General features: G+C 74.5%; 23 protein-coding genes and 1 tRNA gene. 5 read left to right on the top strand and 19 right to left on the bottom strand.

Annotated features, from left to right (window positions below; all coding sequences use genetic code 11):
- Nucleotides 1-2: 2 nt before the first annotated feature.
- From ACIRRS_RS04260 to ACIRRS_RS04225, 8 genes are all read right to left on the bottom strand, one after another.
- Complete coding sequence (locus ACIRRS_RS04260; protein WP_402964770.1) at nucleotides 3-782, bottom strand: hypothetical protein; 780 nt, start codon at nucleotides 780-782, stop codon at nucleotides 3-5.
- A 691-nt stretch (nucleotides 783-1,473) separates the two neighbouring features.
- A tRNA-Pro gene (locus ACIRRS_RS04255) sits at nucleotides 1,474-1,547 on the bottom strand.
- 134 nt (nucleotides 1,548-1,681) lie between these two features.
- Nucleotides 1,682-2,989 (bottom strand): MFS transporter, encoded by a 1,308-nt coding sequence (locus ACIRRS_RS04250; protein WP_402964767.1) that lies wholly within the window; start codon nucleotides 2,987-2,989, stop codon nucleotides 1,682-1,684.
- A gap of 61 nt (nucleotides 2,990-3,050) precedes the next feature.
- A complete protein-coding gene (locus ACIRRS_RS04245) occupies nucleotides 3,051-3,836 on the bottom strand; it encodes a DUF1684 domain-containing protein (RefSeq protein WP_402964765.1) in 786 nt (261 codons plus the stop codon).
- 208 nt (nucleotides 3,837-4,044) lie between these two features.
- Nucleotides 4,045-4,905 (bottom strand): acyl-CoA thioesterase, encoded by an 861-nt coding sequence (locus tag ACIRRS_RS04240; RefSeq protein ID WP_402964762.1) that lies wholly within the window; start codon nucleotides 4,903-4,905, stop codon nucleotides 4,045-4,047.
- A 259-nt stretch (nucleotides 4,906-5,164) separates the two neighbouring features.
- Complete coding sequence (locus tag ACIRRS_RS04235; protein ID WP_402964760.1) at nucleotides 5,165-5,890, bottom strand: alpha-ketoglutarate-dependent dioxygenase AlkB family protein; 726 nt, start codon at nucleotides 5,888-5,890, stop codon at nucleotides 5,165-5,167.
- Nucleotides 5,877-6,320 (bottom strand): transglycosylase family protein, encoded by a 444-nt coding sequence (locus tag ACIRRS_RS04230; RefSeq protein WP_402964757.1) that lies wholly within the window; start codon nucleotides 6,318-6,320, stop codon nucleotides 5,877-5,879. The genes ACIRRS_RS04235 and ACIRRS_RS04230 overlap by 14 nt, the downstream gene beginning before the upstream one ends.
- 105 nt (nucleotides 6,321-6,425) lie before the next feature.
- On the bottom strand, nucleotides 6,426-7,229 hold the full coding sequence (locus ACIRRS_RS04225; protein WP_402964755.1) for a transglycosylase family protein: 804 nt from the start codon (nucleotides 7,227-7,229) through the stop codon (nucleotides 6,426-6,428).
- 569 nt (nucleotides 7,230-7,798) lie between these two features.
- Between ACIRRS_RS04225 and ACIRRS_RS04220 the strand changes: the two genes are divergently transcribed.
- On the top strand, nucleotides 7,799-8,644 hold the full coding sequence (locus tag ACIRRS_RS04220; RefSeq protein WP_402964752.1) for a hypothetical protein: 846 nt from the start codon (nucleotides 7,799-7,801) through the stop codon (nucleotides 8,642-8,644).
- Nucleotides 8,645-8,816: 172 nt separating this feature from the next.
- Complete coding sequence (locus ACIRRS_RS04215; RefSeq protein WP_402964749.1) at nucleotides 8,817-9,431, top strand: hypothetical protein; 615 nt, start codon at nucleotides 8,817-8,819, stop codon at nucleotides 9,429-9,431.
- 52 nt (nucleotides 9,432-9,483) lie between these two features.
- Here the strand turns inward: ACIRRS_RS04215 and der are convergent, their stop codons facing one another.
- The 5 genes from der to ACIRRS_RS04190 form a co-directional block, all read right to left on the bottom strand.
- On the bottom strand, nucleotides 9,484-10,932 hold the full coding sequence (der, locus tag ACIRRS_RS04210; protein ID WP_402964747.1) for a ribosome biogenesis GTPase Der: 1,449 nt from the start codon (nucleotides 10,930-10,932) through the stop codon (nucleotides 9,484-9,486).
- A 158-nt stretch (nucleotides 10,933-11,090) separates the two neighbouring features.
- A complete protein-coding gene (gene cmk / locus ACIRRS_RS04205; RefSeq protein ID WP_402964744.1) occupies nucleotides 11,091-11,804 on the bottom strand; it encodes a (d)CMP kinase in 714 nt (237 codons plus the stop codon).
- A 77-nt stretch (nucleotides 11,805-11,881) separates the two neighbouring features.
- Entirely contained in the window at nucleotides 11,882-13,039 is a 1,158-nt protein-coding gene (locus ACIRRS_RS04200; RefSeq protein WP_402964741.1) for a DUF4419 domain-containing protein, read from the bottom strand.
- Nucleotides 13,033-14,115 (bottom strand): DUF4419 domain-containing protein, encoded by a 1,083-nt coding sequence (locus ACIRRS_RS04195; RefSeq protein ID WP_402964739.1) that lies wholly within the window; start codon nucleotides 14,113-14,115, stop codon nucleotides 13,033-13,035. Before ACIRRS_RS04195 ends, ACIRRS_RS04200 begins: the two co-directional genes overlap by 7 nt.
- A gap of 26 nt (nucleotides 14,116-14,141) precedes the next feature.
- Nucleotides 14,142-15,227, bottom strand: coding sequence for a prephenate dehydrogenase (locus ACIRRS_RS04190; RefSeq protein ID WP_402964736.1), 1,086 nt, complete (start codon nucleotides 15,225-15,227; stop codon nucleotides 14,142-14,144).
- Nucleotides 15,228-15,496: 269 nt separating this feature from the next.
- Here ACIRRS_RS04190 and ACIRRS_RS04185 point away from each other — a divergent pair, with 269 nt between their 5' ends.
- From ACIRRS_RS04185 to ACIRRS_RS04175, 3 genes are read left to right on the top strand one after another with little or no spacing between them, the layout of a single operon-like run.
- A complete protein-coding gene (locus tag ACIRRS_RS04185; RefSeq protein ID WP_402964733.1) occupies nucleotides 15,497-17,626 on the top strand; it encodes a DUF4139 domain-containing protein in 2,130 nt (709 codons plus the stop codon).
- 3 nt (nucleotides 17,627-17,629) lie between these two features.
- Nucleotides 17,630-19,195 (top strand): mucoidy inhibitor MuiA family protein, encoded by a 1,566-nt coding sequence (locus tag ACIRRS_RS04180; RefSeq protein ID WP_402964731.1) that lies wholly within the window; start codon nucleotides 17,630-17,632, stop codon nucleotides 19,193-19,195.
- Nucleotides 19,196-19,254: 59 nt separating this feature from the next.
- Entirely contained in the window at nucleotides 19,255-19,617 is a 363-nt protein-coding gene (locus ACIRRS_RS04175) for a DUF952 domain-containing protein (protein WP_402964728.1), read from the top strand.
- Between the two features lie 11 nt (nucleotides 19,618-19,628).
- Here ACIRRS_RS04175 and ACIRRS_RS04170 read toward each other — a convergent pair whose 3' ends face one another.
- The 6 genes from ACIRRS_RS04170 to ACIRRS_RS04145 all read right to left on the bottom strand — a co-directional run bounded on the left by ACIRRS_RS04170 (nucleotide 19,629) and on the right by ACIRRS_RS04145 (nucleotide 25,637).
- Complete coding sequence (locus ACIRRS_RS04170; RefSeq protein WP_402964725.1) at nucleotides 19,629-20,612, bottom strand: helix-turn-helix domain-containing protein; 984 nt, start codon at nucleotides 20,610-20,612, stop codon at nucleotides 19,629-19,631.
- Nucleotides 20,613-20,842: 230 nt separating this feature from the next.
- Nucleotides 20,843-22,111, bottom strand: a complete 1,269-nt coding sequence (locus ACIRRS_RS04165; RefSeq protein WP_402964723.1) for a pseudouridine synthase — start codon at nucleotides 22,109-22,111, stop codon at nucleotides 20,843-20,845.
- 65 nt (nucleotides 22,112-22,176) lie between these two features.
- Nucleotides 22,177-22,770 (bottom strand): SMC-Scp complex subunit ScpB, encoded by a 594-nt coding sequence (locus tag ACIRRS_RS04160; RefSeq protein ID WP_402965479.1) that lies wholly within the window; start codon nucleotides 22,768-22,770, stop codon nucleotides 22,177-22,179.
- Nucleotides 22,771-23,018: 248 nt separating this feature from the next.
- Nucleotides 23,019-23,891, bottom strand: coding sequence for a segregation and condensation protein A (locus ACIRRS_RS04155; protein ID WP_402964720.1), 873 nt, complete (start codon nucleotides 23,889-23,891; stop codon nucleotides 23,019-23,021).
- A 70-nt stretch (nucleotides 23,892-23,961) separates the two neighbouring features.
- Nucleotides 23,962-24,528 carry a hypothetical protein gene (locus ACIRRS_RS04150; protein WP_402964718.1) on the bottom strand — a complete coding sequence of 189 codons (567 nt, stop codon included), beginning with the start codon at nucleotides 24,526-24,528 and terminating at the stop codon, nucleotides 23,962-23,964.
- A 41-nt stretch (nucleotides 24,529-24,569) separates the two neighbouring features.
- Nucleotides 24,570-25,637 (bottom strand): ParA family protein, encoded by a 1,068-nt coding sequence (locus ACIRRS_RS04145; protein ID WP_208615551.1) that lies wholly within the window; start codon nucleotides 25,635-25,637, stop codon nucleotides 24,570-24,572.
- Nucleotides 25,638-25,813 lie beyond the last annotated feature (176 nt).

Below are 25,813 nucleotides of genomic sequence, written 5' to 3'. Positions count from 1 at the left end.
TGTCAGCCGCCCGGGAGCAGATCGGACACCGCCTGGGGAACGGTGAGTGTGATCTGGCCGGCCGGCCAGTCGACACCGGCCTGGTGGACCGCGATCACCCCGGCTTGCCAGAGGGTGAGCGGATCGCGCTCCCGACCGGTGAACGGCTCCGTCTCAAGCAGCGGGAGCGCCATCTGAACCAGATGTACGGACCCGGTGCACTCCTCTTCAGCGAGCCGCCGTGCCTGGTCGATTGAGGACGTGATGAGGCGCTGGACGCTGTCCAGCGCCTCATCACGTCCTTTGCGCCGCCGACCGAACGCCTCGTAGACCGCTGCCAACGCCGCCCGTACGCAGTCCGCCACCTGTGCCTCGCCTTCGGCGCAGGCGCTCTGCCAGCGCGTCCACGCCTCCAGCAGCAGCCACTGCCCGTCGAGCCCCCAACTCCCCGCACTCGCCGGCAGCCCGTCCCGCAGCCCGACCGGCACGGGCAGAGCCGCCACGCAGGCAGCCGTCAGCAGTTCGCGAGGATCAACACAGCGGGCAACCGCTCCGCGAGCCTGCTCGACCGCGCCGGTCAGCGCGGACAGCCTGGGCCCTGCCCAAGGCTCCAGCCAGGGGAAAGCGGCAGAGGCCGCGAAGCCCTCGAGCGCGCGCGTCTGCGCGCGCCGCCACACCCGCACCGCCTGGGCGGGCTCAGCGCCCGCAGGCCCTGGTGGAGGCACCGGACCCGCCGACGCGCCGGCGCCCGCCACCACGGCGGGAGTTCTCAGCCCTGCCACCGCGACCGCGAACTCGCTCACGGGATGGTCTGCCGGCAACATCCACGCGCAGGACCCGCACAACGACCCAGTCTCAAGCCCGACACGGCCCAGCCGCGCACCGGGCCCCAACTGGCGGCATGCCCGGTCACCGTGAAGCACAGCCCGGCCCCCGGGAACGCTGTAGCAGTCCAGGAGGAGGGAACCCATCGGACCCAAGGGCACGTCATCGCCGAAGATCTGCCCCAGCCGCACCCGACGCGCCCCACCCCTCAGCACACCGACTCCCGAAGCCCGCAGCCTGCCGGGCCCCTTTGCGCCCCGGCGAGGAGGACCGCCTGACCAGGGTGGCTCCCGCCTGCGCAGTGGTCGCATGCTGGTCGCAGCGCTTCGCCTTGCGGGGCCGCCCCCGCGCCGACATCCGGCCCAGAAAATGCGGACAGAACGGAAGAAAGCACACAAATTGAACAATGCTCACGCCCGACCGCGTCAACCTCGCAACGCGAGGTCACCCGCCGCAGGACGTCGTGAGTGGTTAACGATCCGGCCACCGATCGGGCCACGTGCGCCAACTCCAGCCATACAGCGGCGAGTTGACCAGGTCAGCCCGCGCCCGGCTGCGTTCCGCGGCCGGACGAGGTGCGACCACCCTGCGACCACCACCTCACGACACGCACAAAAAGGCCGTCCCCATCCTCCGATGGAAACGGCCTACGACCTGCAGTGATGCAAGTCGGGACGACAGGATTTGAACCTGCGACCCCTTGACCCCCAGTCAAGTGCGCTACCAAGCTGCGCCACGTCCCGTGGTCTCGGTGCCGGTGGCGGGGCCTGGGGGGCTCTGCCGGTGGCTTCTCGACCTTGTCTCCGGTTGTCCCGGCGACGTGGAAAACAATACAGCACGTCGGGGGGTGCTCGCTGCCAGGTATTGGGGGGTGGGGTCAGGGGGTGGGGTGGCGGGCGTCGTAGGTGAGGAAGGCGGGGCGGCGGGCGGCGAGGAGGAGGGCGGCGGCGACGCAGGCGAGGCCGCCGGTGATCACGGAGGTGACGGGGCTGGTGAGGGAGGCGACGGCGCCGGACTCGAAGTCGCCGAGGCGGGGGCCGCCGGCGACGACGACGATGAAGACGCCCTGGAGGCGGCCGCGCATCTCGTCGGGGGCCGCGACCTGCATCATCGTGTTGCGGAAGATCATGCTGACGGTGTCGGCGCAGCCCGCGACGGCGAGGAGCAGGAGCCCGAGCCAGAGGTTGCGCAGGGCGCCGAAGGCGGCGATGGCGAGGCCCCAGGCGCAGACGGCGGCGAGGACGGCGGCGCCCTGGCGGTGGATGCGGCCGACCCAGCCGGAGAAGAGGGCGCCGAGGAGCGCCCCGACGGCGGGGGCGGAGACGAGCAGGCCGACGGTGCGGGCGTCGCCGCCGTAGAGGGTGACGGCGAGGGCGGGGAAGAGGGCGCGGGGCATCCCGAAGATCATCGCGGCGAGGTCGGCGAGGAAGCTGGTGCGCAGGTTGGGCTGCTCGCGCAGGAAGCGCAGGCCGTCGAGGACGGAGGCGCGGCCCTTGCGGTCGCCGAGCGGGCGCAGGGCGGGCAGGCGCCACGTCGCGTAGAGGGTGCCGGCGAAGGCGAGGGTGTCGACGAGGTACGCGGCCTGCGGCCCGTACGCGCCGATGAGGACGCCGCCGAGCATCGGGCCGACGGTGAGGCCGAGGTTCATGCTGACGGTGTTGAGCGCGTTCGCCGCGGGCAGTTGGTGGGCGGGGACGAGCCGGGGGATCATCGCCGACCGGGCAGGCGAGCCGAGCGCGAAGAACCCGGCCTGGAGGGCGACGGCGGCGTACAGGACGGCGACCTGGCCGATGCCCGCCGCGGCCTGGACGGCGAGGACCAGGGAGATGACGGCGAGGCCGGCCGAGCCGATCAGCCCGAGCTTGCGCCGGTCGACGGTGTCGGCGACGGCCCCGCCGTACAGGCCGAAGGCGACGAGCGGGACGAACGAGAACAGGCCCACCAGGCCGGTGGCGAAGGCGGAGCCGGTCAGCTCGTAGACCTGGACGGAGACGGCGACGGCCGTCATCTGCTGGCCTATGGAGGAGACGGCCTGCCCGGCCCAGACCCGCCGGTAGTCGGGGTTGTCCCGCAGCGGGCTGAGGTCGGCGAGGGCCCCGCGCGCGGCACGCCGGTACCAGGCCGCCGGAGGGGGTGAGGGAGGCGGTGAGGGAGGTTGCTCGGTCGGTACGGTCACGGTCGCCATCGTCGCCCCACCCGTCGTACCGCCCCACGCCGGGGGCGGTACGACGGCTCGAATTCCGCCCCTACCGGCTGAGGACCTGCCGTTCCCCCGCCTCGACCGCGAAGTCCAGCCGGTTGCCCGGCGGCGGGAACGGGCAGATGAAGTGGTCCGAGAACGCGCACGGCGGCAGGTAGGCCTGGTTGAGGTCCAGCACCGTGTTCCCGTCCGCGTCGGGTTCGGGCAGCGTGATGAAGCGGAACCGGTAGGTGTCGACGCCGCTGCTCGCGTCGGCGATCACCCCGCTCAGCCGCCGGCCGGCGCTGCTGACGGTCAGGGTGCGGTGCTCCCCGGCGACGGTGAACTCGATCCGCCCGGTGACGGCGAGCGGCCGCTCCCGCCCGTCCGCGTTGGGGACGACCACGGCCTGCGGCTCGCCGGTCTCGAACGGCGTGAAGACGGCGGGCACGGCCCACTCCGGCGCGTACGGGAAGGCGGAGATGCCCGCGAAGGCGACGCGCCGGGGTGCGTCCGGGTCGAAGACGCGCAGGGCGATCTCGCCCTCCCGCTCGATCGGGACGAGCAGCAGGTCGCCCAGGGTGGCGGTGTCCGCGGCCGGGTCGGTGTCGGGGCGCAGCAGCACCTCGCCGTCGACCAGCAGGCCGTTCGTGAGCAGGCCGTCGGCGGCGGCCGCCCGGACGCGCACGCCCTCGGCGTCGGCCCACCACTGCCCGGGCAGGCCGGGCACCTGGACGGGCTCCGCGTCCAGCCAGTGCGTGCCGGTGAGCGCCAGCTGGCCGTGCGGCGCGCTCACGGACGCCGTGCGGCGCTCGCTCCAGTGCTTCCAGTCCTCCGCGGCCGTCTCCGTCATCGGTCCACCCTCCCGGTCCGGTCCGGGGACGGCCCGCTGTTCGGGCCGTCCACCCCAATCGTGAACGTACGTTCAGCACAACGCCGTCCGCCGGGATCGATCATTCCCCACCCGGGGGCCGAGCGGCCGAAACCGTCATCCTGGGAAGCACGGGGACGCACGGCGAAGCGCTGCGCAATGCGGGGCAATGCGACGCAACACCCGCGCATCACCCGCCCAACCGCCGGAACAGCCCCTCCTGCACCACCGAGACCACCAGCCGCCCCTCCCGGTCGTAGATCTGGCCGCGCGCCAGCCCCCGCGCGCCGTGCGCGATCGGCGACTCCTGCTGGTACAGCAGCCAGTCGTCCGTCCGGAACGGCCGGTGGAACCACATCGCGTGGTCGAGCGAGGCCATGTCGAAGTGCCGTGTGCCCCACAGGGGTTCGACGGGCGCGCGCACCGCGTCGAGCAGTGTCATGTCGCTCGCGTACGTCAGGGCGCAGACGTGGATCAGCGGGTCGTCCGGCAGCGGGCCGTTGGTGCGCAGCCAGACGCCGCTGCGCGCCTCGACGCCGGCCAGCTCCTCCTCGCTCCAGCGCAGCCGGTCGACGTACCGGATGTCGAAGGGCTGGCGGCGGCTGATGAACGGGGGCAGTTCGCCGAGCCGGGCACCGACCTCGTCCAGGGCGCTGGGCAGGTCCTCGGGGGCGGGGACGTCGGGCATCGGGTACTGGTGCTCGATGCTGTCCGGTTCGGGGAGGTGGAAGTCGGCGGTGAGCGCGAAGATCGACCGGCCGCCCTGGATGGCGAGCACCCGGCGGGTGGTGAAGGAGCGGCCGTCGCGGATCCGGTCGACCTGGTAGACGATCGGCACGCCGGGGAGCCCGGGGCGCAGGAAGTAGGAGTGCAGCGAGTGGACAGGGCGCGCGTCCTCCACCGTGCGCCCCGCCGCGACCAGCGCCTGCCCGGCGACCTGGCCGCCGAACGTCCGCTGCAGCGCCTCCTCGGGGCTGCGCCCGCGGAAGATGTTCAGTTCGATCTGCTCCAGGTCGAGCAGGTCGACCAGTTCGTCGACGGGGGTACCCATGCGCACTTCCTCTCACGGACGGCGAGCGGGCCGACGGCCCGTTCGGCGACGGGCCCGCTTCGATCGAAATTCTCCCGCTCACTCGAATCCCCGCGCGACCGGGGTCATTCCCGCCCACCGAGCCCGACCCTTCGATTCACTCGCACGTGTGAACGAAAGCGGTGAGCGAAAGCCGTGTCCGGGAGCGCGTGAACGGGAGCGCGTGAACGGGAGCACGTGAACGAGAGCACGTGAACGAGAAGCCCCGGGCGGAAGCGCCTCAGAGCCCCGACTCCCGCACCGTGACGTTCAGCCGCCCCACCAGCCCCAGCCCCTCCGGCGCCGTCCCCGCCAGCGTCCGCACCACCCCGTGGTACGCGTACCGCGCCGCCCCGCCGAACACCAGCACGTCCCCGCTGCGCAGCTCCAGGTCCGTCCACGGCCGCGTCCTGGTCTCGGCGTTCCCCAGCCGGAACACGCACGCGTCGCCGAGCGAGAACGACACCACCGGCGCGTCCACCCGCTCGTCCCGGTCCTGGTGCAGGCCCATCCTCGCGCCGTGCGCGTAGTGGTTGACGATCGCGACGTCCGGCGCGTACGCCGCCGCACCCGCGATCTCCCCGACCCCGACCCCGCCCCCGCCCGCGATCTCCCCCGCCCCGACCCCGTACACCCCGACCCCGTACGCCTCCGCGACGGCCCGGCGGGCGAGCGCGCCCAGCCCGGGCGGGAACGGCTTGACGGGCGTGCCGTCCTCGGCGAGCGGCCGGTAGCCGTACGGGTACCAGTGCAGGCCCAGGCTCACCATCCGGACGGACATCATCCCGCCGGTCGGCATCCGCACGGCGTGCAGCCCGGCCGGCGGGCGGGCCCACTCCCGGCAGTCGGCCAGCAGCCGCAGCTGCGCCTCCGCGTCCAGCCAGCCGGGGAGCAGCACGGCCCCGGGCGCGGGCTCGGACCGCCCGCCACTTCCGGCAGGCCCCCCGAACAGCTCACCCTGGCTCACCCCGCCATCCTCCCCCTCCAGCGCCCCCGACACGAGGAGAGCCCCCGATCAGCCCCAGCTCCCGCGCGCAGGACGGCCAGGCCTCCCACCCCTGCTGCCGCAGGATCTCCTCCCCCACCGCCGTCTGCTCCCGCCGGCTCGCACGGTCGGGCCGGTCGGCGAACCGCAGCCCGCCCACCTCGGACCAGGTGGACGGCCGGATCTGCAGGCCGCCGTAGAAGCCGTTGCCGGTGTCGGCCCGCCAGTCCCCGCCGCTCTCGCAGTCGGCGAGCTCGTCCCACACCATGTCGGCGACCAGCACGGAGGCGCCGGCCCGCCCTCCCCCGCCGCCCCACGCCAGCACCGCCGCCGCCACCACGCCCGCCACCAACGCCAGTCGGCGGCCTGTACGCCCGTTGGGCCCGTTACGCCCGTCATGCGAATGCAGCATGGCGCCCGACCCTAAGCGGCCCCCGGGCCCGCCGCCGCGACACGCCGATGGCCGCTCCCCCACACGGTGGAGGAGCGGCCCTCAGGAGTCAGAAACGGAGCACGATCAGATGCTCAGGACCTGGCCCGGGAAGATCAGGTCGGGGTTGCCACCGACGACCTTGGCGTTGTTCTTGTACAGGTCGTGCCAGTCCAGGCCCTGCGCCGCGGCGATGGAGCTCAGGGTGTCGCCGGCCTTGACGGTGTAGCCGCCCTTGGCGGACTGGGCCGGCTGCGCGGGCTTCGCCGGCTTGGCGGCGGGCTTCGCGTCGTTCGAGCCGGTCCAGGCCTGGGCGTCGTTCTTCGGAGCCGTGGCGGCCTTCGGCGCGGCATCGGCCTTCGGCGCGACGTCCGCCTTCGGCGCGGCGGCCTTCGGGGTGGCCGCGGCCTTCGGGGTGGCGGTCTTCGGCGCCGGGGTCTGCGACTGCTGCGACGCGGAGGAGCCCGCGGAGGTGTCGACGGCCGCCGGGGCGCCGCCCTTGGTGAGGCCGGCCTTGACGGAGCACACGGGCCAGGCGCCCGGGCCCTGCGAGGCGAGGACCTTCTCGGCGACGGCGATCTGCTGCGCCTTGGTGGCCTGGTTGGCCTGCGAGGCGTACGCGGTGCCACCGAAGGCGGCCCAGGTGCTGGAGGTGAACTGCAGCCCGCCGTAGAAGCCGTTGCCGGTGTTGATGGCCCAGTTGCCGCCGCTCTCGCACTGGGCGACGGCGTCCCAGGTGGAGACGGAGGCGGCGGAGGCCGAGGTGGCCGTGACGAGGCCGGCCACCGGCAGGGCCGCGACAGCGGCGCCCGCGACGACCGCCATGCGCACGCGGTTGCGCTTGGTGGCGGTGGGGGTGGTGGCAGCGGCGGTCTCGTGACGGAAGGTCATGGGGTTCCTCTCGACAGCCCCGGGCGGGCATGCGGAACCAGACCTCGAAGAGGTCGTTTCGCCTGCCGCGTCCATCGGGCGGCCGTGCACGTGTCGGACGTGCCCCTGCCGCCCCGGCCACCCACCCGCGCCACGGCGACCTGTTCGAGCGGTCGCGTCGGCGGGCACCTGCTCCGCCCGGCGGGAACCTGGGAGCGATGCGTCGGGGGTGAACCCGGGTGGCGCTCGTTGCGCCGACCAAGAAGCTACGAGCCCGTCAGCCGGGAAAACAAAACTTCAACGGTCTGCCCAGCTCAGCCAAGGGTTACCGCCGGTAATAATCTTGGAACCATGCCCGAAATGTCCGTTTTAGCCGCCAATTCCTAGATCAAACATCGAGACGGCGTGACTCACCTCACGCTTCCATTCCGGCAGTCCCGCCACCGACTTCGACAGATTGCGACCACGAGAACACGCCGCGCGGTCGGATCACGGGCAATTCCCGTCAGCCTCGACGGCCACCCGTGACGCCTGCCACAGGGGCCCGTTGGGCACGGCGACTCCGTACGAACGCCCCCAGAGGAGACCCAGTGCCGCGCATGCTCGACGTCAGCGACGAGGTCCGGTCGGAGATCGGCGACGACGAGGCGGACCGCCTCCTCGCCGGCGACCGCGCCCCCGACAGCTACGAGTGCACCTCCTGCCGCACCCCCGGCGACACCCACGCGGAGCCCACCAGCACCGTCCTCTTCGTCGCCGACGAGACGGCCGTGCTCGCCTTCGCCCACTCCCGCTGCATCCCCTCCCAGGTGGTGCCGGTCTCCGAGGAGCAGCTCGCCGGAGCCGTCCGCAGCATCAGCGGCGGGCCCCAGGCGGCCCACGCCGCCCCGGCCGCCCCGGCGCACCCGATCGTGCCGAACCCGGCCGTCCCGACCTCCGCCTCCACCCCGCCCACCGCCCCCGGCCAGGCCGCCATCCTCGGCATCACCTGCGGCCTGATCCTCCACGGCAAGGTCGGCCACGCCTCCCTCGTCGTCGAGCCCACGGGCCCGGTCGGCCGCCCCGGCAGCACCTCGGGAGAGGACGAGTTCCTCGACCTCCTCCAGGACGCAGGCTTCCAGCCCGTCACCGACCTCGACGTGACCCCCGACCAACTGGCCGGCTGGTCCGTCCTGGTGGCCATGGGCCAGCTGCACGCGATCCTCCAGCCCGCGGCGGCGGGCGGCAGCACCGGCTGGTGGCAGGCCCACCAGCCGCTCCAGGTCACCGACGCCTGGCGCTCGGCCGCGAGCCAGCTCTCCGAGGTGACGATGTACGCCGTCCCGGCGGGCATGGTCGGCCGCCAGCCCCGCGAGGACCTGCTGCGCCAGGCGCTGGAGCGCGCGGTGGCGCTCGGCCAGGTCGTCGCCGCCTCCCTCCCCCTCGCGGGCACCTGAGCGAGCCGACACCTGAACGGGCCGGCACCTGAACGAGCCGGCACCTGAACGAGCCGGCACCTGATCGGGCCGACACCCGCCCCCACGCCCCACGCGCGGTACCGGGCCGCCCGGAGACCCCCACCTCCGGGCACCCCGCATCCCCGCACCCCCCTCGCTCGTTGGCCCCTACGTGTACAGCTACGACGTCGCCGCAGCCCCCGGCCGCTCGGCCGCCGCCCCCCGCTCGATCCCGGGCATGCGCCCGTCGTACGACACGGAGCACTCCTACGTGACGCCCCCGGCCGCCTCCCCCACTCCGATCTACGACGAGCTGTACTCCGAGTACCGGCGCCTCTTCCGCGCCCTGCCCGGCGACCGCACCGGCGAGGAGGACCTCTCCTTCACCTCCTTCTCCTTCCGCGACGGCCACCACCGCGACCACCGCCCGTACGCGACCGCCGTGACCACCGCGGCCGCCCCCCAGCCCCAGGCCTTCCACACCTACGCCGGTCACCTCCCGGGCCTGCCCCAGTTCATGCCCCAGCAGCAGGCCCACCCCCACCAACAGGCCCACCAGACCCACCAGGCCCAACACCCCCAGCCCGCCCCCGTCCCCGCCCCCCAGGCCACCGGCCAGGGCTGGGTCGCCACCGGCTACCTCGGCGCCGTCCAGCCCCCCGCGCCCCCGGCCCCCGCCCCCGTCCTCGGGACGGCCACCGGCCTCGCCGCCGCCCCGCCCACCCGCGGCGGCCGCCACCGCCAGATGCTCTCCCTCCCCCCGGGCCGCTCCCCCGAGCACCCGTAATCGAAGAAGGGCCCCGCCGCCGAAGCGACGAGGCCCTCTCCCTCAGCACGAACTACTTCCGCTTGCGCTTCTCCCGCACCCGCACCGAGATCGAGATCGGCGTCCCCACGAACCCGAACTCCTCACGCAGCCGGCGCTCGACGAAGCGCCGGTAGCCCGCCTCCAGGAAGCCCGAGGCGAAGAGCACGAACCGCGGCGGACGGGTGCCCGCCTGGGTGCCGAACAGGATGCGCGGCTGCTTGCCGCCCCGGATTGGGTGCGGGTGCGCGGCCACGAGCTCGCCGAGGAAGGCGTTCAGGCGCGCCGTGGGGATGCGGGTCTCCCAGCCCTCCAGCGCGGTCTCGATCGCCGGGACGAGCTTCTCCATGTGCCGCCCGGTCTTCGCCGAGACGTTGACGCGCGGCGCCCACTGCACCTGGACGAGGTCGCGCTCGATCTCGCGCTCCAGGTAGTAGCGGCGCTCCTCGTCGAGCTGGTCCCACTTGTTGTACGCGATGACGACGGCGCGCCCGGCCTCGACGGCCATCGAGATGATGCGGGTGTCCTGCTCGGCCAGCGTCTCGCTGGCGTCGATCAGGACGACGGCGACCTCGGCCTTGTCCAGCGCGGAGGAGGTGCGCAGCGAGGCGTAGAAGTCGGCGCCGGCGGTGAGGTGCACGCGCCGCCGGATACCGGCCGTGTCGACGAACTTCCAGGTCTTGCCGCCCAGTTCGATCATCTCGTCGACCGGGTCGCGGGTGGTGCCGGCCATCTCGTTGACGACGACGCGCTCCTCGCCGGCGACCTTGTTCAGCAGGCTGGACTTGCCGACGTTCGGCCGCCCGATCAGCGCGACGCGGCGCGGGCCGCCGGGGGCGGCGTCGCCGAAGGTCTGCGGCGGGGCCTCGGGCAGCGCGTCCATGACGGCGTCGAGCAGGTCGCCCGAGCCACGCCCGTGCAGCGCGGAGACGGGGTACGGCTCGCCGAGGCCCAGCGACCACAGGTAGGCGGCCTCGGCCTCGGTGGACGGGCCGTCGACCTTGTTGGCGCACAGGACGGTCGGCTTGCCCGCCCGGCGGATGATCTTGATCAGGGCCTCGTCGGTGTCCGTGGCGCCGACCTTGGCGTCCACGACGAACAGCACCGCGTCGGCCTGCTCGATGCCGAGCTCGGCCTGGGCGGCGACGAGGGCGTCGATGCCGAGGACGTCGATCTCCCAGCCCCCGGTGTCGACGACCTTGAAGCGGCGGCCGTTCCAGGACGCCTCGTAGGTGACGCGGTCGCGGGTGACGCCGGGCTTGTCCTCGACGACGGCCTCGCGGCGGCCGATGATGCGGTTCACCAGGGTCGACTTGCCGACGTTGGGCCGGCCGACGACGGCCAGCACCGGCAGCGGGGCGAACTCGGCGCCGTCCACGGCGTCGATGCCGTCGAGGTCGAAGCCCTCCTCGGCGGCGAGGGCCATGAACTCGGCGTAGTCGGCGGCGTCGAGCCCGCCGGTGTCGGAGTGCTCTGCGGTCATGTTCGTCTGTTCCGTTTCCCGGCCCGGCCCTTCCCAGGGGCGTGCCGTGCGTACCTGCCCGCGAGGGGCAGCGCGATCGTTTTTCCGTGGCGGCTCAACGGCGCGCCACGGTGTTCATGAGGTGCTCAGGAGGTCCTCCCGAGAACCCCGGGAGGACCTCAGACCGACGAGAGCCCGGCCCGTTCCTCCACCAGCGCGGCGATCCGGTCGATCACCTGCTCCAGTGTGAGGTCACTGGTGTCCACCAGCACGGCGTCGGCGGCCTGCGTCAGCGGGGCCGTCTTCCGGGAGGAGTCGGCGGCGTCCCGGCGCGCGAGGTCGGCGGCCATCGCGGTGATGGTCGCCTCGTCGACGCCCTTGGCCCGCAGCTCGGCCGCCCGGCGCTCGGCCCTGGCCTGCTCGGAGGCGGTCAGGAACACCTTCACGGTGGCGTTCGGGAACACCACCGAGCCCATGTCCCGGCCCTCCGTGACGATCCCCCGCTCGGCCACCTCGGCGCACCCGCGCTGCAGCTCCACCAGGCGCGAGCGCACCGCCGGCACCGCCGAGACGGCGCTCACGTGCGCCGTGACCTCCGGCCCGCGGATCGGCCCGGACACGTCCTGCCCGTCCACGGTGATGGTCGGCCCGTCCGCGTCCGTCCCGGACACGATGACCGGCTTGCCGCACGCGACGGCCACGGCCTCCGCGTCGTCGACGTCCACCTCGTTGGCGAGCATCCACCAGGTCATCGCCCGGTACATCGCGCCGGTGTCCAGGAAGCTCAGGCCCAGCCGCGCCGCGACCGCCCGGGAGACGGTCGACTTTCCGGAGCCGGAGGGTCCGTCGATGGCGACGACGACCGGAACGTGCGTTCGGTCGGCAGTGTCCACGGGCCCGAACCTCTCTCTGAGCATGGGGGCCGCCACCCTCCAGGGGGTCCGACGGCCGGGGATCATCCCCCTCAAGGTTAATGGACCCCCGCCCCCTCCCGCCCCGGCCCGGTCACCACCCCGTGCCGGGCCTCCCGCAGCACCCGCAGGACGGCGTTGCCGAGCCGGGGCCGGACGTACGCGCCGTCCCGCTCGATGCCGAGCACCCCGCCGACGAAGGCCATCCGGTGCTCGCCCAGCAGCGTCTGCCACTCGAACGGCACCGTGGAGAGGTGCGAGGGGAAGGCGTTCTCGGTGAACCGCGCCGGGCCCGTCTCCACCGTCCGCTTCTTCCACCGGCGCACCGTCGCCCGCCACTGGAAGTCCGTACGGGGCTCCGGCGGGCCCGCCTCGGTCTGGGTGTGGGCGAAGAAGGCGGTGATCCACCCGGAGACGTAGTCCCCGCCGGACTCCGACTCCCACTTGTACAGCGAGCGCCAGAACTCCTCGTCCACCGGCCCGCCCGCCGCCGTCGCCGCGACCTCCGCCAGCACCGGCCGCAGCCCGTCGAACCAGGGCCCGAGCGGCTCGAACCGCTGCGCCAGCGCGTCGACCCGCCGGGCCAGCAGCGCCCAGTCCTCGGCCGTGCCCTCCAGCCGCACGCGCGGGATGCCGCAGCACGAGATCCACAGGAACTCGTAGTACGGGCTGACGACGTCCATCAGCGCCACCAGCGTCGCCGACACGTCGTCCGGCGTGGTCGTGGAGAACTCCGGCGTGAACAGCTCCACCAGCTCCGGCCCGACCTCGGCCGCCAGCGGCTCCCGCACCAGCCGGATCGAGCGCGCCCAGTCCGGGTCGGGCCCGAGCAGGCTGTCGTCCTCCACGGTGATCGTCCGCTTGTGCCCGGGGCTCGCCGAGAACAGCCCCTCGTACTCCTTGGCGTTCAGCCGCACGTGCACCGCGACCTCGTGCACCACCGCGTACCAGAGGACGTCCGGCGACAGGCTCAGCGGCAGGTGCCGGCAGAACGCCAGGTGCGCGGCGCGCAGCAGCAGGCTCCAGGTCGGCTCGGCCGCTCCCGGCGGCAGCGTCCGGCCGGGCTCCTCCAGCAGCACGGCGGCGCTGCGGTGCTCGACGAGGAACTCCCCGCCCACCGCCGCCGCGAGGAACGCCTCGTTGCCGCGCTCCTCCAACTCCCGTACGTCGCCCGGCTCCTGGCCGTCGTCGAGCGGGATGTCCACTTCTCTCACCACTGTGTCGCCTCCACCACCGCGTGGCCCAGTCGGGGGCGCAGGAAGCCCCCTTCGTACTCGATGCCGAGGACTCCGGCGAGGAAGGCCATCGGGTGCTCGGTGCCCAGGAGCTCCCAGCCGAACGGCACGACGGAGACGTGCGCGGGGACGTCGTTCACCGCGAAGGCGTCCCGGTGGTACGCGTCCTCCGCGGCCGCCCGCCAGTCGTAGGAACTGCGCAGCCGGGGGCCGTCCGGGGTCTGGGTGTGGGCGAAGAAGGCGGTGAGCCAGCCGGTGACGCGGGGGCCGCCGGACACCTCGCGCCACTTGAACAGGGAGCGCCAGAACGCCTCGTCCACCGGGCCGCCGGCCGCCGTGTCCGCGATCTCCTGGACGACGGGGCGCAGCCCGGCGAACCAGGGCCCCAGCCAGGCGAGGTGCCCGGCCAGCTCGCCGACCCGCTCGGCCAGCAGCGCCCAGTCCTCGGCCGTGCCCTCCAGCCGCACGCGGGGGATGCCGCAGCGGGTCTCCCAGCGGAAGTCGTAGTACGGGCCGGCCGCGCCCATCAGCGCGACCAGCGCGCAGGCCGCGTCGTCCGGCGTGGTCGTGGAGAAGGCCGGGGTGAACAGCTCCACCAGCTGCGGGCCGACGGCCGCCGCCAGCGGGTCGCGCACCAGGTGGATGGAGCGCCCCCAGTCCGCGCCGGGCCCGGCCGGCTCGTCGTCGCGCACGACGATCCGCCCGCGCCGGTGGGGCTGCGCGCCGAACAGGGCCCGGTAGCGCGGCGCGTACATCCGCACGTGGACGGCGACCTCGTGCACCACCGCGTACCAGAGGACGTCCGGCGACAGGCTCAGCGGCACGTGCTCCGCGAACGCGGTGTACGCGGCCCGCAGCAGCAGGCTCCACACCGGCTCCGGCTCGGCCGGCTCGGCCCCGGCCTCCCGCCGGGGCGGCTCGACCATCGCCGTCAGGCTGCGGTGGTGGATCCGGGCGTGCGGCCCCGCCACCGCCCTCAGGAACCGCTCGTTCCCGAGGTCCACCGGCGCCCCGGCGTGCCCGTGCCGGGTCTCCCCCAGCGGCAACTCGATGATCAACCCCCACCCCTCCCCTGCGACGGCCGTCAGTCCCGCACGCTCCACCCGCTCGCCCGCAGCGCCACCGTCAGCGGCTTGACCGCCCCGGGCGCCACCGACAGCTGGACGAAGCCGACCTGCTGCCCGCTCGAGTGCTCGATGACGATGTCCTCGATGTTGACCCCGGCCGCGCCGACCTCCCCGAACAGCCGGCCCAGCTCGCCGGGCTGGTCCCCGAGGACGACGGCGACCGTCTCGTACCGGGTGGGCGGCGCGCCGTGCTTGCCGGGGATGCGGGCCTGGCCGGTGTTGCCGCGCCGCATGACCGCCTCGATGCCGGCCGCTCCCGCCCGGCGCTCGCCCTCCTCGGCGGCGTCCAGGGAGCGCAGCGCGGAGACGGTGCGGCCGAGGTCGGTGGCGACGTCCTCCAGGACGTCGGCGACGGCGCCGGCGTTGGCGGACAGGATGTCCACCCACATCCCGGGGTTGGAGGCGGCGATCCGGGTGACGTCCCGGACGCCCTGCCCGGAGAGCCTTATGGCCGTCTCGTCGGCGTGCTCCAGCCGGGCCGCGACCAGCGAGGAGAGCAGCTGCGGCGCGTGCGAGACGAGGGCGACGGCCCGGTCGTGCGCGGCGGCGTCCATCACGATCGGCATCGCGCCGCAGAGCGCGACCAGCTCCAGGGCGGCGTTGAGCGTCTCGGTGTCGGTGTCCTCGGTCGGGGTGAGCACCCAGGGGCGGCCCTCGAACAGGTCGGCGCGGGCGGCCAGCGGGCCGGAGCGCTCGCGCCCGGCCATGGGGTGGCTGCCGATGTAGTGCACGGTGTCGCAGCCGAGCGCGGCGACCTCGCCGCGAGGCCCGGCCTTCACGCTGGCGACGTCGGTGTACCAGCGGGCCAGGTTGCGGCGCTGGCAGTCGGCGAGGACCTTGCCGACCAGCGCGGGCGGCACGGCGATGATCGCCAGGTCGACCGGCCCGTCGGCCGGCTCGGTGATCCCGGCGCCGAGCGAGGCGGCGGTGCGGGCGGCGTCCGGGTCGGCGTCCTCCAGGTGGACGGTCAGCCCGCGGCCGGCCAGGGCGAGCGCGGCGGAGGTGCCGATCAGTCCGGTGCCGACGACGGCGGCTGTGCGCATGGCGGGTCGTTCTCCTCATCGCGCCTCGCGACGCGTCGTCACCTGTCCCGGACCGTTCCGACGGGCCCGGCCCGTCCCCGCCCATCCTCCCTCATCCGCCGCTCCGCCCGCGCCCCCTTAAACCCCAGCAACCAGGGCCGCCTCGCCCCCGTCCCTGACAGTGCACACGCCGTGCTCGGCGAATCCGGGGACGCCGGGCCCGAACCGGGGCAGACTGGCCGCCCGGGCGGGCACACACGAGCGGCGACAGGCGAACGAAGGGGTTGCGCATGGACGATCAGCGGGGCGATCTGCGGGACGGTCAGGAGGCCGGCCGGCCCGGCGGCGGAGGCGGCCCGGCCGCGCCCGTACCGGCCCATCCGTCCGTCCTCGACTCCGTCGTGGTCCACGCCGAGGGCGCGCTGTGCCGCCGCCGCGCCACCGTTCCCCTCCCCCCGGACGGGCGGCTGCGGCTGACCGGCCTGCCCGAGTCCCTGGACGGCGGCTCCCTGCGCGCCCGCCTCCTCGACGGCCCGCCCGGCGCCGCCGTCGCCGAGGCCCGGCTCGAGTACCTCCCCGACCTCCGCGAGGCCTCCGAACTCCCCGCCGCCCAGCGCGAGGTGGAGGAGCTCTCCGAGCGCCGCGACGCCCTGGGCGAGCGCCACCGCCTCGTCCTGACCTCCATCGACGAGACGACCGCCCTGCGCGCCGTCCCCCCGCAGCGCCGACGGGACGAGCCGCTGCGCCGCACCCCCGCCGACGCCTGGCTGGAGCTGGCCGAGTTCGTCGACGAGCGCCTGGCCGCCCTCCACCGGCGTGCCGAGGAGCTGACGGTGGCGATCGACCTCGCCGACCACGCGCTGGCCGAGGCCTTCGACCGCCTGGAGCGCGCCTCCACCGCCGAGCGCGCCGAGGCCGTCGACACCGAGACCACCGTGCTGGTCACCCTGACCGGCGCCGCCCCGGACGCCGACGCCCCGCAGATCACCCTGGAGCTGGAGTACGGCGTCGCCGCCGCCCGCTGGGTCCCCGCCTACCGCCTCGCCTACCGCACCGGCGCCGACACGGCCGAACTGGTCCTGCGCGCCTGCGTCGCCCAGCGGACGGGCGAGGACTGGACGGGCGTGCGCCTGGCCCTGTCCACCGCCGACCTCCTGCGCCGCACCGAGCTGCCCCGCCTCAACTCCCTGCGGATCGGCCGCAGTCAGCCCGCCCCGCCGCCCTCCGGCTGGCGCGAGCCCCCGGCCGGCCTGTCCGACCTCTTCGCCGGCTACGACGCCAGACCCCGCCCCGAGCGCCGCCACCCCCTGGCGGTCGGCGCCGGAGCCCCCGCCCCCGTCGCCCGCCGCGCCGTCGGCGGCACCCTCGCCATGGACGAGGCCCCGAGGTCGGCGTCCTTCGGCGGCTACGGCGCGGCCCCCCACGCCGAGGCCGCCGAGCCCTACGTCACCGGCCCCCCGGCCCCCAGCACCCCGATGCCCGCCGCCCCAATCGCCCCCGGGGCCGCACCCGGCTTCGCCCCGCAGGCCTTCTATGCCGCCCACGCGCCCCACCCGGCCCCGCAGCCGCCGCCCCCGCCCGGCCACGACCCCGGCGCCCTGCTGCTCGACTACCCCGACCTCGTCCTCGCCGGCCCCGAGGCCCCCCGCGCCGAGCGCGGCACCCTGCGCCCCCTGCCGGAGCGCCTCGCCCACGACCGGGCCCGCCGCGTCACCCCCGCGGCCGACGGGGTCCGCTACCTCGAACCGCCCCGCCACGCCGTCGCCCCGCGCGAGTCCGCCGGCTCCTTCGACCACCGCTACGACGCCGCCGCCCCCGCCGACATCCCCTCCGACGGCACCTGGCACACCGTCACCGTCGACCAGGTCCCCCTCGCCGCGCAGCCCGAGTACGTCACCGTCCCCGCGGTCGAGGAGAAGGTGTACGCGACCCTGATGCTCGCCAACCACACCGACCGCGCCCTCCTGGCCGGCCCGGTGGAGGTCACCGTCGACGAGGACTTCCTCCTCACCGCCGCCTTCCCCACCCTCGCCCCCGGCGGCACCAGCCGTCTGGGCATCGGCGTCACCGAGGGCGTCGAGGTGGCGCGCCGCACCGAGATGCGGGAGTCCACCACGGGCAAGCTGATGGGCAACAGCACCGTCCTCGACCACCGGGTGCACGTCCAGCTCGCCAACCGGCTCGGCCTGGCCGTCACCGTCGAGGTCCGCGAGCGGGTGCCCGTCACCTCCGACGCCGAGGTCCGGATCGAGGAGCGCGCCGACTGGCGGGCCCCGGCCGTCCCCGCGCCGGAGTGCCCGCCCGGCACCCGGATCTGGAGAGTCGAGCTGCCCCCGGGCGGCCGTACCGAGCTGGACGGCGGCTACCAGATCAAGATCCCGGCCGGAAAGGCCGTCGTCGGTGGAAACCGGAGGAACTGAGAGATGACCGCGACCCCCTCCCCGATCCCCGCCACGGCCCTTCCCGTCACGGCCGTCACCTGCCTGGAGGACCGCAGCCGCGTCGAGCGCCGCGCCACCCTCCAACTCGCCCCCGGCGTCCACCGGTTGAGGCTCGGCCCGGTCACCGCCCTGGCCGTCGACCACACCCTGCACGCCGAGACCGCCACCCTGGGCGCCCGCGTCCTGGAGGCCCGGCTGGTCCGCGCCTGGACGGCCCGGCCCCCGCTGCCACCCGGTCCCGGGGACTCCGAACTGCGCCACCGCCTCCACGCGTTGGAGACCGCCTACCGCGAGGCCGACCAGTCCCGCGCCCGCCTGGAGGCCCGCCTCGCCCTGCTCGCCCAGCTCTGCACCGACCTGCTGCGCGAGGTCGGCGAGGGCGCCGGCCTCGGCGAGATCGAACGCACCCGCTGGGCCCGGGAGTTGGAGCGCGTGGACGCCGAGCGCGAGCGCTACGGCGAGGAGCTGCGCGCCGTCCGCTCCCGGCTGCGCCGGCTGGACCGCGACCGCACCGAGGCGATGCTCGCCCTCGACCGCGCCGAGGAGGAGCCCGCCGAGCTGACCGCCCACCTGGAACTGACCGTCGAGGCCACCGAGGACGGCCCGGTCGATCTCCTCGTCGCCCACCTGGTGCCCTGCGCCCTGTGGCGCCCCTCCTACCGCGCCGTCCTCGCCCCGGACGGCTCCCTGCGCCTGGAGTCCGAGGCGGTGGTCTGGCAGCGCACCGGCGAGGACTGGACGGGCGTCGCCCTCACCCTCTCCACCGCCCGCTCCGCCCTGGCCACCGACCCGCCCTCGATCACCGCCGACGTCCTCGCCCTGCGCGAGCGCACCGAGGAGGAGCGCCGCAAGGTCGAGGTCGAGCTGCGCGAGGAGGCGCAGACCGTCCTCGGCCCGGCCGTGGACGTCCCCGGCCTGGACGACGGCGGCGAGGCCCGCGTCCTGCCCGCCCCCGCCCCCGCGACCGTCCCCTCGGACGGCCGCGCCCACCGCGTGCCGCTGGGCGCCTTCACCGCCGAGGCCCGCAGCGAGTACGCCTGCGCCCCCGAGCTGTCCCCGCTGGTCACCCAGGTCGTCCGGTTCCGCAACGCCGCCGGCCACCCGCTGCTGGCCGGCCCGGTCGAGCTGGTGCGCGGCAGCGGCTTCACCGGCCGCAGCCTGCTGCGCTTCACCGCCGCCGGAGCCGAGGCCGAGCTGTCCTTCGGCAGTACGGACGGCTACCGGGTGGTCCGCGAGACGGAGGAGCGCCAGTCCACCGCCACCCTCTCCGGCCGCCAGAGCACCACCCGCACCGTCCGCCTGCACCTGTCCCGCTTCTCCGGCCCGGAGGAGCGCGACGAGCGGGTGGTCACCGTCCGCGAGCGGGTCCCGGTCTCCGAGGTGGCCGCCGTCGAGGTGCGGCTGCGCAAGGAGGAGTGCTCCCCCGCGCCGGACTCCTTCGACGCCGAGGGCATCGTCCGCTGGGACGTCCCGCTCGGCCCCGGCGCCCGCCGCACGCTGACCCTGGCCTACGAGGTCACCGCCTCCTCCAAGGTGGCGGGCCTCTGAGCGCCCCGCCCGTGACGTCCCCTCAGGACCAACCCCACCGGACCGGGTACAACAGGAACATGATCCTGCACCTCGCCCCCCTCGACGACTGGCTGGCCGACCCCGGCCGGCCGTACGCCGCCGCCTCGCTGCTCACCGACGGGTTCATCCACTGCTCGCCGGACGAGCGGACGGCGCTGGCCGTGGCCAACTCCTTCTTCGTCCGGACCCCCGACCCGCTGATGGTGCTCCTGATCGAGGAGTCGCTGGTCGAGCCCATGGTCAAGTGGGAGGCCCCGCACGGCGCCCCGCCGGAGGGCGCCACCCCCGGCGTGCTGTTCCCGCACATCTACGGCCGGCTGAACCGCACCGCGGTGGTCGGCCTGGAGAAGGTCGTCCGAGGCCCGGACGGCCGCTGGGCCTCACTCACCCCCTGGAGCTGAGGCCCCCGGCGTCAGAGCCACCCCCGCTCCCGGGCCGCCATCCCGGCCTGGAAGCGGGTGGTGGCGCCCAGCGAGCGCATCAGCGCCTGCAGCCGCCGCTGCGTCGTCCGGGCGCTCCACCCCAGCGAGCGGGCGATCGACTCGTCCGTCAGCCCGGCCGCGAGCAGCCCGAGCAGCTTGCGGTGGTCGGCCTCCGGCTCCAGCCCCGCCTCGCCCGAGCCGATCGCGGCCTGGAGCTGCACGGCCCGCTCCCACTCCGCCTCGAACAGCGAGTCCAGCGCCTGGAGCAGCGCCGAGGGGTGGATGACGTACGCGGCGTCCAGCACGCTGTCGCCCACGCTGATCGGGATGATCGCCATCCTGTCGTCCGACATGATCATCTTCATCGGGAGGACGGGCCGCACCCGCGCCTCCTCCCCGTTGGCGACCCCGACCAGGATGTTGCGCTCCAGCCGACCGGGCCAGGCCACCGCCTCCCGGTCGTAGACCGTCCGGAACCTCAGCCCCTCCCGCAGCCGCCGCCGCTGCAACGGCTGCTGCGCCACCGGGTCCTGGATGTACGGCGGGCGGTCGAAGCCGCGCACCTGGTACTGGCTGGTCTCGGTGATGTGCTCCAGCCGCTGGGCTATCGCCTCCCCGCCGGTCAGCACCTCCACCGAGTGCGCCGGGTCCGTGTAGCGCGAAGCCTCCCGGAAGGCGTCCATCAGCCGGTGCATCTCGGCGCGGGCGTTGCGCAGTTCGGACTCCCGGTGGCCGATCAGCGTGCCGATCGCCACGTCGGGGGCGACGGGCAGGTAGCGGTGGCGGTCCACCGGCGCCCGGGTCGCCATGCCCTGCTGGGCCAGCCGGTCCAGCGCCCGCACGCCCTGCTGGAGCGTCAGGTTGCAGCCGGCGGCCAGTTCCTCCGCGGTGGACTGCGGATTGGCCACCAGCGCCGCGTAGACCTGCCCGTCCTGCTCGGCCAGCCCCAACGCGGTCAGCGGTGCATCGGACACGACGCCGTCTCCCCCAGTTCGCCCCGGTCACGGACCCGTCGGCGCCCGGTGGCGCGGTCCCGCCACGTGGCGGGCGGTGGTCCGGGTGGCCATCCTCTGCCACGGATCATGACGCTGACAAGGCCGTGAACGGGCCGTGACCAGGGGGTGCGTACGGGCTCACAGCCCGTACGCGGCGGGGCCCCGCCCACGCCTGAGGCGAGCGGGGCCCCACCGGGGGACGACGGGGCCTACAGGCCGACCTCGTTCATCAGCTGACCGACCTCGGGGTTGGTCAGCCGGCGCAGCCAGCCCGACTTCTGGTCGCCCAGCGCGATCGGCCCGAAGTGGGTGCGCACCAGCTTCTCGACCGGGAAGCCGGCCTCGGCCAGCATCCGGCGCACGATGTGCTTGCGGCCCTCGTGGAGGGTCACCTCGACCAGGTAGTTCTTGCCGACGTTGGAGATGACCTTGAAGCTGTCGGCGCGGGCGTAGCCGTCCTCCAGCTCGATGCCCTGCGCCAGCTTCTTGCCCAGGTCGCGCGGGATCGGGCCCTGGATGGCGGCCAGGTAGGTCTTGGTCACGCCGTAGCGCGGGTGGGTGAGGCGGTGGGCCAGCTCGCCGTGGTTGGTGAGCAGGATGATGCCCTCGGTCTCGGTGTCCAGTCGGCCGACGTGGAACAGCCGGGTCTCCCGGTTGGTCACGTAGTCGCCCAGGCACTGGCGCCCGTCCGGGTCCTCCATGGTGGAGACGACGCCGGCCGGCTTGTTGAGCGCGAAGAACAGGTACGACTGGGTGGCGACGGTCAGGCCGTCCACCTTGATCTCGTCGTTCTGCGGGTCGACCCGCTTGCCCTGCTCGGTGACGCGCTTGCCGTTGACCTCGACGCGACCCTGCTCGATCAGCTCCTCGCAGGCCCGGCGGCTGCCCATGCCCGCACGGGCGAGCACCTTCTGCAGCCGCTCGCCCTCGGGCTCGCCGAAGGTCTTGGGCGTCTTGACGACCGGCTTGTCGTGCCGGGCCAGGACGGCGTCCTCGATCTTCGCCTGGAGCTCGCGGGAGCGCTGCGGCTGACGGCGCGGGTCGCCGGGGGCACCCTGACCCTCACGGCGCGGTCGCGGCGCCGGGCCCGGCTTGCGGCCGGCGAAGCCGCCGCGCGCGGGGGTGGCGTTGGGGCCGCCGCCGTACTCGGGGCGGTCGTACCTGCGCTCCTCGGGCCGCAGCGGGCGGTCCGGGTAGCGCCGGTCGTCCCGACGGTCGTCGCGGCGGTCGCCCCGACGGTCGTCACGCCCGTACGAGCCGGAGCCGGAGCCCGAGCCGCCGCGCGAGCCCGCGCCGGAGGAGCCGCCCCGGCCGCCGCCGTACGAACCCCCGCGCGAGCCCGAGCCGGAGCCGCCGGAGCCGCCGGAGCCGCCGCGGCCACCGCCGCTGCCGCCGTAGGAGGAGCCGCCCCGGCCCCCGCCCTGTCCGCCGCGGCCGCTGCCGCCGCCGCTGTTCCTGCCGTTGCCACTGCTGCGCATCAAAGTGTCCGTACGTCGTATTTCCGTCTGGGCCGTGCGGTCGTCTCGGCCGACCTCACCGCCCCCTACCGATCGGGCGCAGCCCCATCGGCTTCGCCATCACCCGCCGAGGCCTGCGCGGCAGCGGCGGCGACCGCCTCCGCGATCATCGTGCCCTCCAGGGACTCCGCTTCCACGTCGTCGACCTCGGGCAGGAAGGGTGCGAGTTCCGGCAGCTCGTCCAGGCCGCGGAGCCCCATCCGTTCCAGGAAGTGGTTCGTCGTCCGATACAGGATCGCACCTGTTTCGGGCTCGGAGCCGGCCTCTTCCACCAGTCCTCGCTGTACCAGGGTACGCATCACTCCGTCACAGTTCACACCGCGGACGGCCGAGACCCTCGATCTGGACACGGGCTGGCGGTAGGCGACCACCGCCAGCGTCTCCAGTGCGGCCTGGGTGAGGCGGGCCTGCTGGCCGTCCAGGACGTACCGGTCGACGGCCGGGGCGCACAGGTCACGGCTGTGGAAGCGCCAGCCTCCGGCCACCAGCCGCAGGTCGAAGCCCCGGCCCTGGGCGGTGTACTCGGCGGACAGTTCGCGCAGCGCGGCGGCCACCTCGGCCCGGGGCCGCTCCAGCACGGCGGCCAGGCGCTCCTCCCGCGCGGGCTCGTCGACGACCATCAGGATCGCCTCCAGGTCCGCCCGCAGCCGCGGGTCCACCGGCTCCGGCGCACGGGAGGTCGGCGGGGCCGACTTCTGGTGCACGACCTTCGCCTCGGCCCCCGAAGCCTCGACGGCCTCCGAGGGGGGCTCCGCGAGGGGCTCCGGCAGCAGCTCGAAGACCGGCTCCAGCCACTCCTGCGCCCTCGGCTGCCCCGGCAGCCCCAGCGGGCGCCGCAGCGGCCGCCCCGCGCCCTCGTCCACGCCGCTCATCCGCGACCGCCCTCCTGCCCGTCCCCGGCCTCCACCGGCCGGTCGAACTCGTCCGTCACCTCGACCACCGCCCGCCCGGGCCCCGCCGTCCAGCGCACCCGCAGCTCGCCGAGCGCCTCCGGCTGCTCGAAGTCCAGCGCCTTCTCCCGGTACAGCTCCAGCAGCGCCAGGAACCGGGCGACGACGACCAGGGTGTCCCCGGCGTCCTCGACCAGCCGCTGGAAGGTCGCCTCGCCCAGCTCGGCGAGCAGCGAGACCACCAGCGCCGCCTGCTCGCGCACGCTCACCGGCGGGGTGTGGATGTGGTCCACGTAGACCACGGGCTTCGGCTTCGGCTCCATCGCCCTGGCGGCCAGCTCGGCCAGCCCCCGCGCACCGACGGTGATCACCACCTCGGGCAGCAGCTCCGCGTGCCGGGGCTCCAGCCCGACGGTCCTGGGCCGGCGGAGCAGCTCGGCCGCCCAGCGCTCGCCGAGGACCGCCGCCGCCCGCTTGTACGCCCGGTACTGCAGCAGCCGGGCGAACAGCAGGTCGCGCGCCTCCAGCAGGGCGAGGTCCTCCTCGTCCTCGACCTCCGCGGCGGGCAGCAGCCGGGCGGCCTTGAGGTCGAGCAGGGTGGCGGCGACGACCAGGAACTCCGTCGCGGCGTCGAGGTCCCAGTCCGGGCCCATCGCCCGGATGTGCGCCATGAAGTCGTCCGTGACGGTGGCGAGGGCCACCTCGGTCACGTCCATCTTGTGCTTGGCGATCAGGCTCAGCAGCAGGTCGAACGGGCCTTCGAAGTTGTCCAGCCGCACCCGGAAGCCGCCGCGCGACTCGTCCTCGGTCGCGTTCGCGGGGCTTGCGGCTGGTTCGGCGGTGCTCGGCATGACGGTCCATCTTCACCCGCCCGCGCCGCCCGCCCCGCCCCGGGGCCCTCGACACGCCGCGCAGTGCGTGTCAGCGGCCGCGCAGGCGCCTGACCAGGATGGAGGCCTCGCCGCGCTGCTCCAGGTCCGCCAGGACGACCGCGATGGCCTCCCGGACGATCCGCCCGCGGTCCACGGCCAGGCCGTGCTCGCCGCGCAGCACCAGCCGGGTGTGCTCCAGGTCCATGAGCTCCTCGGCGGACACGTACACGGTGATCTTCTCGTCGTGCCGCTCGCGCCCGCTGGGGCGGCGCGGAGCCCGTCCTCGCGGCCGGGCGCGCCCGGCCGCGGCGGTGGCCTGCTCCTCGGCGCCCGCGGGGTGCTGACGCCCCGCCGGAGCGGCGGCGGCGCCCCGCGACCCGTTGGCGCCGGCCCCGGCCGGGGAGGCGCCGGCGGGAACCGTGCCCGCCTGCCGCTGGAGGGGCGGCTGCGCGGGCGCCGGCACGGCGGCGCCGGGCGCGTGGTCCTCCCGGCCCTCCGGGGCGCCCTGCGGGCCCTCGACGCCCTCGGCGCCGTCCGTGCCCTCGGCGCCCCGCGCGGTCTCCGGTCTGGACGCCTCGGCGGCCGGACGCGGCGCGAGGGACGGCGACAGCGCCATCCCCCCGGTGGTCCGGAACAGCTCGTCGGCGCCCGGGAGACTCACTCGGCGGGGCGGCACCGGTCGAGCACCTCCCTGGCGAGCTGGCGGTAGGCGGCGGCACCGACCGAGTTGGTCGCGTACGTGGTGATCGGCTCGCCGGCGACGGTGGTCTCCGGGAAGCGCACGGTCCGCCCGATGACGGTGTGGAAGACGTGCTCGCCGAACGCCTCGACGACGCGCGCCAGCACCTCGCGGCTGTGCACCGTGCGCGAGTCGTACATGGTCGCGAGGATGCCGTCCAGGCGCAGGTCGGGGTTGAGCCGCTCGCACACCTTCTCGATGGTCTCGGTCAGCAGCGCGACGCCGCGCAGCGCGAAGAACTCGCACTCCAGCGGGACGATCACGCTGTGAGCGGCCGTCAGCGCATTGACCGTCAGCAGGCCCAGGGAGGGCTGGCAGTCGATGATGACGTAGTCGTAGTCGGGCAGCAGCGGCTTCAGGGCACGCGCCAGCGCGGACTCTCGGGCCACCTCGCTGACCAGCTGCACCTCGGCGGCGGAGAGGTCGATGTTGGACGGCAGCAGGTCCATGCCCGGCACGGCCGTCTTGAGCAGGACCTCGTCGGCCGTCAGGCCCCGCTCCATGAGCAGGTTGTAGACGGTGACGTCCAGCTCCATCGGGTTGACGCCGAGTCCGACCGAGAGCGCGCCCTGCGGGTCGAAGTCGACGAGCAGCACCCGGCGGCCGTACTCGGCCAGCGCCGCGCCCAGGTTGATGGTCGACGTGGTCTTGCCGACGCCGCCCTTCTGGTTGCACATGGCGATGATCTGGGCGGGGCCGTGCTCGGCCACCGGCGCGGGGATCGGGAAGTACGGCTGCGGGCGGCCGGTGGGGCCGATCCGCTCGCGGCGCTGGCGCGCGGCGTCGGGGGCCAGGGTGGCGGCGTACTCCGGGTCCGGCTCGTACTCCGCGTCCGGGTCGTCGTAGGCGCCGTAGGCGAACTCGCCGTAGGCCAGGCCGTAGGCCGCCAAGTCGGCGTCGTGATCGGTCACCGTGGTCACCTGTGCTGTGTTCTGGCGTGCTTCGAAGGTACGGAGTGCGACCGAGCCGACCTCGGCCGAGCCCACGGAGGGCTGCCGGGCCCCGGGCTCCTCACTCGGCTGGCCGGCGGTGAGCTCCGCCAGTCCTGGCTGACCACCCCCGGGAGCAATTGTCGACTCATTCACAAGTCGTCTTACCTCCTTGGGCATCCAGGACTCTATGTCGATTCGTCAGCGTGGCAGCATGCCGACGGTTTGCGACT

Origin of the sequence: Kitasatospora sp. NPDC101183 (assembly GCF_044767945.1) — a bacterium.
GTDB lineage: Bacteria > Actinomycetota > Actinomycetes > Streptomycetales > Streptomycetaceae > Kitasatospora.
The sequence above is the reverse complement of the archived record's forward strand: the minus strand, read 5'-3'. Positions and strand labels throughout refer to the sequence as shown.